Origin of the sequence: Lysinibacillus sp. FSL R7-0073 (genome assembly GCF_038009065.1) — a bacterium.
GTDB classification, from domain to species: domain Bacteria; phylum Bacillota; class Bacilli; order Bacillales_A; family Planococcaceae; genus Lysinibacillus; species Lysinibacillus fusiformis.
Genome location: NZ_JBBPAS010000001.1, coordinates 1,968,977 through 1,981,742, shown reverse-complemented (window position 1 = coordinate 1,981,742; position 12,766 = coordinate 1,968,977). Strand labels below are relative to the sequence as shown.

The 12,766-nt window shown below is 37.3% G+C and carries 10 protein-coding genes and 1 pseudogene; 1 reads left to right on the top strand and 10 read right to left on the bottom strand.

Going from position 1 to position 12,766, the window contains the following annotated elements; translation table 11 throughout:
• Window positions 1–40: 40 nt before the first annotated feature.
• From MKY88_RS09510 to nagZ, 4 genes are all read right to left on the bottom strand, one after another.
• A complete protein-coding gene (locus MKY88_RS09510; protein WP_340813476.1) occupies window positions 41–1,222 on the bottom strand; it encodes a NupC/NupG family nucleoside CNT transporter in 1,182 nt (393 codons plus the stop codon).
• A gap of 207 nt (window positions 1,223–1,429) precedes the next feature.
• Window positions 1,430–2,137, bottom strand: coding sequence for a purine-nucleoside phosphorylase (gene deoD / locus MKY88_RS09505; protein WP_144787966.1), 708 nt, complete (start codon window positions 2,135–2,137; stop codon window positions 1,430–1,432).
• 201 nt (window positions 2,138–2,338) lie between these two features.
• The gene (locus tag MKY88_RS09500) at window positions 2,339–3,775 is read right to left on the bottom strand and encodes a helix-turn-helix domain-containing protein (RefSeq protein WP_328201861.1); all 1,437 of its coding nucleotides are present in this window, start codon (window positions 3,773–3,775) and stop codon (window positions 2,339–2,341) included.
• Between the two features lie 66 nt (window positions 3,776–3,841).
• Window positions 3,842–5,542: a beta-N-acetylhexosaminidase gene (gene nagZ, locus MKY88_RS09495; protein ID WP_328201863.1), complete on the bottom strand. Its 1,701-nt coding sequence runs from the start codon at window positions 5,540–5,542 to the stop codon at window positions 3,842–3,844.
• Between the two features lie 190 nt (window positions 5,543–5,732).
• Here nagZ and MKY88_RS09490 point away from each other — a divergent pair, with 190 nt between their 5' ends.
• Window positions 5,733–6,128 carry a glucosamine 6-phosphate synthetase gene (locus MKY88_RS09490; RefSeq protein WP_328201865.1) on the top strand — a complete coding sequence of 132 codons (396 nt, stop codon included), beginning with the start codon at window positions 5,733–5,735 and terminating at the stop codon, window positions 6,126–6,128.
• Between the two features lie 871 nt (window positions 6,129–6,999).
• Here MKY88_RS09490 and MKY88_RS09485 read toward each other — a convergent pair.
• The 6 genes and pseudogenes from MKY88_RS09485 to MKY88_RS09460 all read right to left on the bottom strand — a co-directional run bounded on the left by MKY88_RS09485 (window position 7,000) and on the right by MKY88_RS09460 (window position 12,582).
• Entirely contained in the window at window positions 7,000–7,893 is an 894-nt protein-coding gene (locus tag MKY88_RS09485; RefSeq protein WP_193831670.1) for an SDR family oxidoreductase, read from the bottom strand.
• A gap of 298 nt (window positions 7,894–8,191) precedes the next feature.
• A complete protein-coding gene (gene trhO, locus MKY88_RS09480; protein ID WP_069481027.1) occupies window positions 8,192–9,133 on the bottom strand; it encodes an oxygen-dependent tRNA uridine(34) hydroxylase TrhO in 942 nt (313 codons plus the stop codon).
• A gap of 411 nt (window positions 9,134–9,544) precedes the next feature.
• The gene (locus MKY88_RS09475; protein WP_328201868.1) at window positions 9,545–9,805 is read right to left on the bottom strand and encodes a GNAT family N-acetyltransferase; all 261 of its coding nucleotides are present in this window, start codon (window positions 9,803–9,805) and stop codon (window positions 9,545–9,547) included.
• Between the two features lie 137 nt (window positions 9,806–9,942).
• A pseudogene (locus MKY88_RS09470) lies at window positions 9,943–10,473 on the bottom strand (helicase); the annotation flags it as partial.
• A 404-nt stretch (window positions 10,474–10,877) separates the two neighbouring features.
• Window positions 10,878–12,050 carry an anti-sigma factor family protein gene (locus MKY88_RS09465; RefSeq protein WP_340813475.1) on the bottom strand — a complete coding sequence of 391 codons (1,173 nt, stop codon included), beginning with the start codon at window positions 12,048–12,050 and terminating at the stop codon, window positions 10,878–10,880.
• Window positions 12,040–12,582, bottom strand: coding sequence for an RNA polymerase sigma factor (locus MKY88_RS09460; RefSeq protein ID WP_340813474.1), 543 nt, complete (start codon window positions 12,580–12,582; stop codon window positions 12,040–12,042). Before MKY88_RS09460 ends, MKY88_RS09465 begins: the two co-directional genes overlap by 11 nt.
• Between the last annotated feature and the right edge of the window lie 184 nt (window positions 12,583–12,766).

Below are 12,766 nucleotides of genomic sequence, written 5' to 3'. Positions count from 1 at the left end.
CGTCAATCAACTTAAATTTGAATGATTCTACTCATTACTATTAAAATACGATGCCGATAATGATTGCCGATAAAACACTTACTAGTGAAGCACCATAGAGCAATTTTAATCCAAAGCGAGCCACCACATTTCCTTGCTTCTCATGTAATCCTTTTACGGCACCTACGATCGTCCCAATGGAGCCAAAGTTAGCAAAGGATATAAGGAATACAGATACAATGGCTACTGTACGCTCACTAAAGCTATCTTGGATTTTAACGAAGTCCAGCATAGCAACAAATTCATTGGCCACAAGCTTTGTCGCCATAATACTACCCGCATTAACCGCTTCATGCCATGGTACACCCATAACAAAGGCAATTGGCGCAAAAACATACCCTAAGATGCCCTGGAACGAGATGCCGAATATGCCATTAAACACACCATTAATAAGGGCAATTAACCCAACGAAGCCTACTAACATGACTCCAACTATGATAGCTACCTTAAAACCATCCATAATGTATTCGCCTAGCATTTCAAAAAATGTTTGCTTTTCGCCTTCTTGCACTTCGATTATATCTTCCTCTGCCTTCACTTCATACGGATTAATGATGGAGGCCACAATAAAACCACCGAATAAGTTTAATAGTAAGGCGGCTACTACATACTTGGGCTCTAGCATCGTCATATAGGAGCCAACAATTGACATAGATACAGTTGACATCGCAGAAGCACATAATGTATAGAGACGGTGCTTCGGTAAAAATCCAATTTGATTTTTCACCGAAATGAATACTTCATTTTGTCCTACTATAGCTGCAGCGACTGCATTATAAGATTCTAGTTTTCCCATTCCATTTATTTTACTTAGTACTAGACCAATATACTTGATAATAAACGGAAGGATTTTATAATGTTGCAATATTCCGATTATTGCGGACATAAAAACAATGGGCATTAACACATACAGGAAAAAAGTATGCGCTCCTTCATTGGCAATCCCACCGAATACAAAATCGGTTCCTTCATTTGCATATCCGAGTAATTTTGCAAAACTATCAGCAAATCCTTTAATTAAAAATTCTCCGATACTTGTTTTAAGCAGAAGAAATCCTAGTATAAGCTGGATTACAATCATCACAAATATTGGACGATACTTAATCTTTTTCCTATTATTACTCGCAACCCATGCTAAAAATAGAACTAACATTAAACCAACTATAGATATTAAATAATGCATCTAGTTCCCTCCGTAACTTTCCATGTGTACCACCAACATTTAACGAACCCTAGCTTGTCCACTGGATCAGCCTAGACGTTATTCGGGCGTTAAATTAGCTAAATCTGCCATAGCAATGGAGCTACATAGCATCGATACTCTCCACTGCTATCCAAACAAAATGACATTCATCACTTTCTTGCTGTTCCTCTACCGATTAACACGGCACTATTCATCGATAATGGTAGTCAAAGCAACGTCCACCATTTCATAAAAGGACTTTTCACTTTCCTCATGTGTTAAGCATTCATTTGTTAGTAATTGACTACCTACCGTCAAAATGGATAATGCCTTTACCCCATATTTAGCCGCTAGCGTATAGAGAGCTGTGCTTTCCATTTCAACCCCTAATACACCGAATTCCATAAACTTGTGTAGCCTATCTAATGTTTCACGATAAAATTCATCCGAATTATATATATTGCCTACGAAGACATTTCCTTTTTTACCTTGTGCCTGCTGATATGCCTTCATTAATAAAGAAAAATCTGCTGTAGGCGCATAATTATTGCCGAAGAAAATTTTCTCCGTCAAATTACTGTCTGAAGATACTGCTTGGGCGAGGATGATATCACGGATATTAATTTCCTTTTGCATCGCACCACATGTGCCGATACGAATCATTTGCTTCACGCCATAATCGTTTACCAATTCAGTACCATAAATACTCATCGATGGATTGCCCATCCCTGTCCCTTGAACAGAAATCGGCACTCCTTTGTACATCCCCGTGTAGCCATACATCCCTCTTACTTCGTTATAGCAAAATGCATTCTCTAAAAAATGTTCCGCTACAAACCTTGCACGTAAAGGATCGCCAGGAAGTAATACCCTTTCAGCTATTTCTCCTTTTTTTGCACTTAAATGCCTACTCATTTCGATTCCTCCAAGTCATAAAATTTATCTACAATCCATTAGGTAACCGTTTTCATTTACCATCAAAAAATACCCATAGCCATTTCCAAACAGACTCCTCTTAAAAGGAATTCGTCTAGAAACTACTATGAGTATAAGATTTTTTTACGACGACGAACTAGACCAGATTATTACGTTGTGTACGGAAAATATTTGACCAAATTACTGAAGCAATTCTTTCCGTATATTATCTAAATCTCTTTTTGAAGGAATCGTTGAAATAATAACAACCGGCACAGTCTTTAGGTCAACAGGGAAATTACTAATAACAAAATCAATATGTTGCTGCTGGACCATTTCGTCAGTAAGTCCTTTCAAAATGGACGTATTAATAATCAGCTGATCCCCTATTTCATTTTTTATTAGATTCGCTATATAATGGCGGATTGAAAACTCTTCACCAATGACCAAAAAAGCCCTTTTACTTTTATAGTTAAGCCCAGAACGAACGAGTAATGTTAATTTTGTTAGATGATAGTCATTATATCGAACAGAAGGATAGGTCAATTGCCACTTGTGTAGACATGTTTCCATATCTTGATAAATTTGCTGACACTCATTTTGAACATACGCGGTTAAATTACTTTTTGAAATCATCATCCATTCAGGAATGGCATTATCAATTAAAAGTTTGTCAAGGAACTCATATACTTCTAAAATAAACCGCTCATTCCTATCTAAGTTTGGGTAAGCCTTTGCCAGTAAAGCTAATAACTGCTGGCCCATTTGATCTTCTTCTCTATTCTTGTATAATTCGATTTCTTTCTTTGGGGTCATCTCTGATCCTTCATAATAATGATATTGGCTTAGACTAAATAGCGCTTGCAGGAAAAACAATTCACTATTTGGCAATTCCATTGAAAATCTTTCTTCCAGTGTCTTCGCCAGTTTTTTTACGGGCCAATAGAATATACCTTTTTCCCACAGGTAATGACCGTCATTCATTTTTACGTAGTTCCCTTTTTTCATTCGTTCCAGAACAATTGCTACTAAAAAGGATAATTTCCTTTTGGAATTGATGAAATAAACAATATTTTTTTCATTCTCTATAGTTGTGATTAATTGATTAATAACATCAAAGTCACTATTCGTAAATGGCCATCCCGTGAACTCGTATGCATCCCCATAGAACTTCCAATAAAAATAGCGGATATTCAATTCATTTCCCTTTACTGCTGGCGTCGAGTATGAAATTCGTAATTGATATGGCTTCAAATCATCATTATTTAATTGTATAATCAATTTCTTCAAAGATGAGGTGCTCATAAACATGGCTTCTGCAAGCTCCTCCATTGAACACTGATCCTCATTTGTAAATAATAGATCCATGAGTTGATAAAAGGTCGTTTGCCTGAACATGCTGGCAATCACTTCACTAACCGTCGTACTGCGCCCATCACGTTGTAGAAAAATACCCTTTCCTCTAGACACTTCAATGGTCAGCGCTGATGGCAATTGCGTACTAATCTCCTCCACTAACTTGCGTATCGTTTTATCAGAAATATGTAAGCTTTGTTCAACCTCTGCTAAGGTAAACCATCTTTGCTCAGCATCTAGCAAAGTTAATAATTGACTAGCTAATTTGAATTCCTTATCCATGCCTTCACCCTTTTCTACCATTCACAAAAAAGAACATACATATCGATATGTATGTCCCTTTCTCTCTTATTTCATATACGTATTTAATACTTGGTCCATATGAGCATTGAGCTTGTTTAGATCAACTGCTGATACCGGCTGATCCACAAGCTGATATTTTTCTTTCAGCTGAATGATTCTACGGACACTGTCATTAATTTGCTGCTCTGAGATTTCTCCGTTCTTTACGGCAGCCTTCAATGCGTCTATGGCCGTTGTGACATTGGCGAATTCATGGGCAATTAAAATAATATCATTACCCGCCTTCACAGAATCTACAGTAGCTTGCCCAATATTAAAATGATTCGTAATGGCTTTCATCGTCATATCGTCAGTCATTACAACCCCATCAAAGCCAAGCTGATTTCTTAAAATCCCAGTAATAATTTCCTTCGACATCGATGAAGGGTATTGTTGATCGATTTTAGGTAATAAAATATGGCCGACCATAACCACATCAACACCTTTATCAATGGCCGCTTTAAATGGAATAAGCTCTAGCTTATTTAAATCGTCTAGACTTTTCGACACTTTGGGTAGCTCTAAGTGGGAATCTACTGATGTATCACCATGACCAGGGAAATGCTTGATGACCGGAATCACCTGCTGACTTTCTAAGCCTTGCATGGTCTGAATACCTAATTGACTAACGATATCAGGCTTATTAGAAAACGAACGATCCCCAATAATCGGATTGTTCGGATTGCTGTTCACATCCATTACAGGAGCAAAGTCTAGATTGAAGCCAAATGCCTTTAATTGTTCCCCTAATAATTGACCAATCTCATAGGAGAATTGTGATTGATTGATTTGCCCAATCTTTTGGTTCGTCGGGAAATTTTTTAACGGCCCTGGTAATCTGACTACTTTTCCCCCTTCTTGGTCAGTTCCCAAGAACAGTGGCAGTCGATTAGTCCCATTCGCTGTCATTAAATCATTCATCAGTGAGACCGTTTGCTGTGGTGTTTCAAGATTATTGGCATAAAGAATCAATCCTCCAACCTTGTAATCACGAATCAAACTCGTTGTCTCTTGCTGAAGGGATGTGCCTGAAACACCCGCAAACATCATTTGACCAAGCTTTTCTTCCAATGTCATCTGGTTGATCGTCTCTGCTATCTCATCCTTTATTTCTGTATAGACGGAGATGTGATGAACAGCCGGATTTGCAGCACTGTCAGTCGGCTTTGGCAAAATCCACTTTAGTTGATAGTTGGCGTTCACTTGGTACACCAAAATAATTTGATCGGTCTTTGTATCCTGATAATAGCGGACCTCATCCGGCTCGCCCAATTTATTTTTAATATCTGCTAAATGAATATTCCTTATATCTGCTTTAAACGAACGGATATCGAAAGCTTTTGTACTTTGAAAGCCAATCGTTATCTCTTGTTGAAGAAAATCTTCGTATTGTGCATTAGCGGACTCCATTACTTGCTGAGGGTCCCCCCATTGCTGATGAACCGTACGGCTATCTGACTCCCCTGCGGTAAATGGTACATCAGGTACTTTCCCTTCTCCCGCTAGGTTGACAATTTCCTGAATGATTACGTCAAGATTTCCGGTATCGCCGCCCTCAGTAGCAGTATCGCTATGCTCTTGGACTGGCGGTGACTCCGAATTTCTAGTCGTTTGTGTGGCTGGTCTCATCTTCATACCGATAAAAAAGAGCAAACCCATTAAAATCAGCACAAGAAATACGAGAAAGCCACGTCTTCTTTTATGCATGAAAAAACCTCCTCAATCCAACCATTAGTAGTAGCATATCATTCTACCAGCTAACGTTATCATATCTAACGAATGAATTCAAAATATGTGAAATCAACAGAAACGACTCTCTCTTTAGAAAATATTATCGTAAGCTAGCAAAAATGTGGAGGAAGATGTTAAAATATTCTCATAAAGGGGGAGGCAAGGTATGGGGAAATTAAGTAAACGGAATATATTGTGGATTGTACCCATCGGTATTTTAGGGGTGTTTTGGTACTTCTATGGTCCACAAAAGGATATTACAGACAATGAATATATTACATATGTAAAAAACTATTCTTATGAAAATAGTACAAAAACTTTAGAAAATGGCTTTGCTGCTGCCTGCGAAAATCCCTATTGGGTTTATTTTGAAACTCAAAAAAGACAGGATGTAGTCGAGTTCGAAGGAGATTGCTCCATTGATCATAAAGTTGCAAAGGTCAATATGCAATTCCTTGTGGACAATGACATGACAAAAGTTCAATCAGGCGCGATGTTAGTAGATAGTAAAATGCAGGAAGAAACGGATCGAGACCAGTTTTTGCTAGCATTGGTCAAATAATTAGCGAACACCCTCATAGTTACTTATGAGGGTGTTTATAATATGTCAGTGGGTCTCACGTCGGAAAACACAATCCATATCTTGTAAAACCACTGGTGTCACTCCTTACTATTCAGGCTTCACTAATGCCCGAACTACTTCACACACTTCATCCATTATCCCTTCATTTACGAATATAACAATAAAGTCATTTAAAAATCTTATGTTTATTCCACAATCGCTACCTATACGCTTGTTCAACCATCCTGCTCCGCTAGTTTAAGTAGAAAAAGACTCTACTCCCTACGGAAGTAAAGCCCATATTAGTTCAATTAGCTAATAGATATTTATTAGAAGTTATTAACCATTACATTTAAAAAACTAAACATATTCGGTAAGATAAAAATCAAAAGTAGCCCTGTAAATGAGAAGGTTATAAATCTTTTCCTATCTATGCCCACTCTTAATTCCCAGAGTCCCAAACAAACTAAATACAAACCTATCAACATACTAACCATTGGAAATAGTACTAAATAAATATTCATTTCATTTTCTCCTTTTTAATGATTATTTTTTATATGTATCTCTTCGAACTGATATAGTCCGTTTACTTTAATACGTCCTAAATGAGTATAAGTTCCAATTATAAATAAATTATCCATTTTCAAAAGATAAAAAACTCCGTCTCATATAGGAGACGGAGTTCGCTGATAACAGCAGCTACCGTAGTTGACTACTTTCTTCAACACAAATACACATGGTCCATTTTGAGGGATTTTATAGTATCTTACCTGTTTGTGCACCATCTATTACCCATTCCCTTGCTTTCTTTAAGGAGTAGTCAGTGGAACATCACTGATTTCGAAGGAGTCTGTTTATCACCTACTTAAGCTTATAAATCTATCGGCTTGCCGCCGGTCACCCCATATATCTGACCGGTGATATAGCTTCCTTCATCCGAGGCTAGAAGAACATACACGGGTGCAAGCTCTACCGGCTGTCCCGCACGGCCGAGAGGAGTATTTTGGCCAAACTCAGGTATTTCTCCTTCCAATTTTCCGTTATCCAGTTGAAGTGGTGTCCAAATTGGCCCAGGTGCGACACCATTGACACGTACACCTTTAGAAGCAAAGTACGAGGACAGGGATACCATAAAGTTGCTTATCGCACCTTTTGTAGCGGCATAATCCATTAAAGAAGAGGACGGATCGAAAGATTGAACTGATGTGGTGGTAATAATCGCACTTCCTGGTTCCAGATGTTCTTCAGCAGCTTTGACGGTCTCGAACATACTGATGATGTTTACTTTAAAAGTGTCTTGCACCTGGTTGATTGTTAAGTCACTTAGGGATGGCTGTGCGATTTGTTGCGCAGCATTTAATACCAGCAGGTCCAATCCACCAAAGGCTTCCACTGTTTTTGTAACAATCTCTGTCGCAGTGCCATCTTCCCGCAAATCATACGGTAGCAATAGTGCTTTTCTGCCTTCTTTTTCAATTAGTTCTTTGACCTCGTTGGCATCTTCCTCTTCACCCGGGAAGAATTGAATGGCCACATTTGCTCCTTCGCGTGCGTAGGCAATAGCAGCAGCACGACCAATCCCAGAATCGCCTCCGGTAATCAAGGCATTGCGCCCTTCCAGACGATTGTATCCTTTATATGATTTTTCTCCACAGTCAGGTTTGGGGCTCATTTCATTCTGTAACGCTGGAGTGTTCTGTTCTTGATCTGGGAATTTTTCCGTATGAAATTTCTTACGTGGGTCGGTTAGATGTGGGTTTACCATTATAAATCATCTCCTATTTTGTTTAATTATTAAAAACACGTTGTGAGCTTGGACTAATTAAATGCCATTACATTTTTTTGAATACCCTGTGATCATTTACTCTAAACAGCTTCAGATCTATCCCCCCCCTTCCTTTTTCCCTACAAAAGAAAAAACACCCGATGTAAGCGAGCAAACTAGTCCAATTTTGAAATGGATAGTTCGAACACTTACATAGAGTGTTTTAAGCGCCTCTATATAGTTTTAGAGGTTATGAAAGAAATTTAATTTTTTTATACGTTTAGACAGCTGTTCATGCTTATGCTTGTAATGCCTCAATCGTTTGGGCTACTTGTTCTTCTGTTAAATTATGACGCACGATGTAGCGGTTGCGCGCATGCTTTGTACATTCAATTGTACAGCCACCCAGATGCTTGGCTTCATTTTCTTCAGATGCGATGATTTGTTTGTTACATTCAGGGTTTGCACAGTTAATGTAACGTTCACAAGGCTCACCGTCATAATGATCACGACCAATAATTACATGCTCTACTTGATTGATTGGCACCGTTAAGCGCTCATCAAATACATACATTTGTCCGTCCCATAATTGACCTTTCGCAACAGGGTCTTTTCCGTATGTTGCAACACCGCCATGTAATTGACCGACTTCGCCAAAGCCTTCACGTTTCATCCAACCTGAAAACTTCTCACAACGAATGCCACCCGTGCAATATGTTAAAACATTTTTCCCTTCGAATAGCTCGCGGTTTGCACGTACCCATTCCGGTGTATCACGGAAGTTTTTTACATCTGGTCGAATCGCGCCACGAAAATGGCCGACATCGTATTCATACGTGTTACGCACATCTAATACTACTGTATTTTCATCTTGCATTTCTGCAAGGAATTGTTCTGGTGACAGGTAGCGACCTGTTAATTCATGCGGATTTACGTCTTCTTCTAAGCCTAAGTTTACTAACTCAGGTCGTGGGCGTACGTGCATTTTTTTGAATGCATGATCATCTGCCGCATCAATTTTGAAGACAATGCCTTCAAATAATGGGTCAGCTTGCATGTTTGCCATGTATTGCTCTGTTTGCTCAATCGTACCCGAAACTGTACCGTTTATGCCTTCATTGGCTACTAAAATACGACCTTTTAAACCGATTTCTTTACACATTTCTAAATGCGTTGCTGAAAACACAGCTGGATCTTCAATCTTCGTGTAATGGTAATATAATAAAACTTGATAATTCATTGTTTTCCACCTATCATTTCAATATTTGCAGGATATTCCTGATAGTGTCTTTTACGACCTATTAACAATAAAGGATAATCACTTAAAATGCTATCGGTAATTAGACTGAAATAGCTGTAAATATTGTAAAATGGGTCAGCGGACGTTTTTTAGAAAGAAATATTATTGCCCATTCTAGCCTTTTCATAAAGAATGATCTTTATAAAAAAGCATCCGATTGGGGTATAAATATTAAAGTTGGTGATAGGTCGAGACGTTGAAAGCTTCATTACTTTCCGATAGCTAAGGTTATTTGCTTATCTAAATGTTTAATCGCCAACATGGAATGATCCTGAATAATGCCTGTATTTACAAAACCAAAGGGAGCGTATAATGCTTTTGCTTTGTCATTGCTTGTATGATATAAGAGCGTTACATACTTTGCTTCCCCATATATGGCATCTTTTGGATATCCATCAACATTTTTTCAAAGGCAAGTTTGCCATACCCTTTCCCCTGATACCTTTTGTCAATCGTCATATGCCATACAAAATAGCTCTTCTTTCCGTAAAACTCTTCATTTTCAAATGATTCATGATCCAACGTATCATAAATATACATCATAAATCCAACCACAACTTCATCGACATAAATGGCAACCTGAGTCGCTGGTATCCCGTCCGTGTTCAACATATGAGCATCTGCAAAGCTTTTGAGATTCGTAGTTTCTACAATTTTTTCTGCTTTTCTCCAACCTCAAGTGGTATGACTTCTTCTATGTTTTCCCGGTTATTTTTCGTAATTCCATCATTTTCATCTCCCCTCCTATTCATTTTCTCTGATTTACTAAAGATAAATTGATCATCAGGATTCCAAATATGCAAGTCGTCAGCAAGATAACCACGTAGCCATAGTACGCCAGCTATTTTTCTAAGGTAAAATCCTTTAGGAAAATTATCATCATCACTTACTATCTCTGATGCTATTGTGATGGACCCAGAAGGAGCTTGATTTTGTTGTAGAGAATTCCCTGAATCGCCTTCAGCTTGGTCTAAATATTCAAGTCTTAAGTAAGGTCCAACCTCAAGCGGACATAATTCTAAACCAAGCTTGTTTGCTTGTTTAATAAGCTGAGGCATAGTAGCTCCATCAGGAAAACCAAGATTCCTAACAGCAAGTTCAACAGTTTTTAGGCTGTACTTTGTTTCAGAAGTAATAAATTTATCATCAGATAATAATTTCTCTCCATACGGATTCATTGAGATTGAATGTTCTTGTAACTTTTGAATAAGCTGCCATTTCGTTAGTCCACCAACCTCAATTGACTTAGCAATAACACGGCAATCAGGATAAATTCCCATTTGTATTCACTCCTTACATCATTAAAAAAATCAACACACCTCAATTATACATATACTGGAAGATTGATAATAGTTATGTATTTACCTTGCATAAAAAGCTGTATAAACAAATTCAAAAGAAAAGCCAAGAAATGTTGGTTTCATAGCATTTCTTGGCTTTTGGTGTCTTCCCTAACTTTGACTAATAGGTTGTCAATATCTATTTGTCAAATGGCTCTTTTCTTTATGTTATACTGTTTTTGGGCATACCAGAAAAGTCACAATTCACCTACAAGAATAGCGCCCGATTGTTGAAGTCATTTTTTAACTTACAATTAAAAAAGTCTTTTATCATATTTTATACGAAATTACTGACAAAATTTTTTCTTCTCATTAAAAGGCTCTCACTGTAAAGTTTTTTACCACTAATTTAATTTCAACCGTATGGGCTCAATCTCTTCTGTTATTTTTACAGTAGAAGGCACTATTTTGAAAGTGTTCGGTATATTTTGTAAATCGTTAAATTGTGCTCTATAAATGGTACGATTATTAGTACGTTTTTCATCAAATTTACTAGAATTTCTATCAGCAACAACTAAGCGATTATCTATTACAATATTCCATCCCATCGGATTTATCTTTGGTTCACCTTCCGTAGAAATTTGAATGTGCAATGAATTATTTTCAATTTCCATTGAATCTACTGTATATTCTGCGTTTTCAAATTGAAATGGTTGCGGCTGTTGCGGATTTAGTTGCGTCTCATTTAAATTGTGCACAATTTTTTCCATAGCAAACACTTCTAATACAGTTGGCTTAGTGTAGCTTGGGACAGAAACCGAATAAATCATTTCACCTAATACATTAGTTCCCCTCCCACTAAAAGAACTATGGATTAACGGTTTTTCTTTTAATCTATGCCCTGTAATCAATTCACCCGCATCATTTTTAAGGGCAAAATGGACATTTGTTCGAACTTCACCGAAAAAGGAATCTTCCATTTTATCAATTGGTGGATTTAGAAATTCATCATATTCATAACGAGTTAGCATTTGAGTGTATAAATTTTCATAATAACGCTGATTTTCATCATTGAATTTTACACGAAATTCAATTTCCATGTTATCTCCATCATCAACCACTTGCTCGATTGAAACATCCAAAAACGGTGCATCTAAGCTAGGGTTTTGGTTTTGTTCACCTGTTTTAAGTACCTCCTGGTCACCACTGTTTGGTTCGATTAATTCCGCTGGTTCATCAATTGGCTGTGCAACTTCACTGGGCATTCGATTCCAATAATAAAGTCCGAAACTTAAGACCAGAACTGCAGCACTAATTACACTAATTTTTAAACTATGCTGCAATTTCTTACGCTTAGTATTTGTTTGAATACGCTGCATAATTAGATCCGATTGACTACTATGTTTAACAATTGGAGTATTAAGCTGTGCAAATAAAGTTTGCTGCTCATTTCTTAATTGCTGGTATTCATTTTGACAACTTTTACAGGTTTGCAAATGGGCTTCAAGTTTCTCCAACTCATTAGCTTCTAAAAAGCCTTCCACATAATCTTCTATCAGTAACGAATCACATTTCATAAAAGTAACCTCCCTTTGTAGTTCCGATTGATCTTAATTTTCTTTTACTACGGTGCAGTTTGTTACGTACTTCGTTCATAGAAATTTGAAGCACTTCACTAATTTCATCGTAGCGAAGCCCGTTCACAAATTTTAGCAACAACACGAAATACTCGGTTTCATCTAGCTGTTGTAGGAGTTGTTCTAATTGCTCATTTTTCTCACGTAATAATAGAATTTTTTCTGGATAACGACCGTCTGCTATATCAATATCTATTGATCTTGCTTGCTGCTTATATTTTCTTAAATAATCAAAACACTTATTGACAACAATCCGATAGAGCCATGCATTAAACGACCCTTGTTTTTCATACTTATGTAGGTTATAGTACACCTTAATAAAAATATCCTGAACGATATCTTCTGCAACAGTACGATTACGGACAATTCGTAGAACAGTGGTAAATACTTTTTGTTCATAATGTTTGATAATATATGCAAAGCAATGATCTTCTCCGTTCTTTACTCGTGCAATCACTTCATCTATCTCCATCTGATTCACCTCCTTACTACTATAACGATCAATTCTTTATTTCCTCTCAGAATAATTTTAATTTTTTCTATTGACGGAGTACAAGGGAAATGCGGATTGACAACACTAAGAAATATACACGATTTTATATACATCGAACGATAAGCCATAAACGTGAATCAGGTCATATAACATCGAAAATCGT

Excerpts from the sequence above, each read along its gene's own strand:
- MKY88_RS09460 (WP_340813474.1), bottom strand. The coding sequence starts at position 12,582 with ATGGAGATAGATGAAGTGATTGCACGAGTAAAGAACGGAGAAGATCAT.
- MKY88_RS09510 (WP_340813476.1), bottom strand. The coding sequence starts at position 1,222 with ATGCATTATTTAATATCTATAGTTGGTTTAATGTTAGTTCTATTTTTA.
- deoD (WP_144787966.1), bottom strand. The coding sequence starts at position 2,137 with ATGAGTAGGCATTTAAGTGCAAAAAAAGGAGAAATAGCTGAAAGGGTA.
- trhO (WP_069481027.1), bottom strand. The coding sequence starts at position 9,133 with ATGAATTATCAAGTTTTATTATATTACCATTACACGAAGATTGAAGAT.
- MKY88_RS09485 (WP_193831670.1), bottom strand. The coding sequence starts at position 7,893 with ATGGTAAACCCACATCTAACCGACCCACGTAAGAAATTTCATACGGAA.
- MKY88_RS09500 (WP_328201861.1), bottom strand. The coding sequence starts at position 3,775 with ATGGATAAGGAATTCAAATTAGCTAGTCAATTATTAACTTTGCTAGAT.
- nagZ (WP_328201863.1), bottom strand. The coding sequence starts at position 5,542 with ATGCATAAAAGAAGACGTGGCTTTCTCGTATTTCTTGTGCTGATTTTA.
- MKY88_RS09475 (WP_328201868.1), bottom strand. The coding sequence starts at position 9,805 with ATGTTGAACACGGACGGGATACCAGCGACTCAGGTTGCCATTTATGTC.
- MKY88_RS09465 (WP_340813475.1), bottom strand. The coding sequence starts at position 12,050 with ATGAAATGTGATTCGTTACTGATAGAAGATTATGTGGAAGGCTTTTTA.
- MKY88_RS09490 (WP_328201865.1), top strand. The coding sequence starts at position 5,733 with ATGGGGAAATTAAGTAAACGGAATATATTGTGGATTGTACCCATCGGT.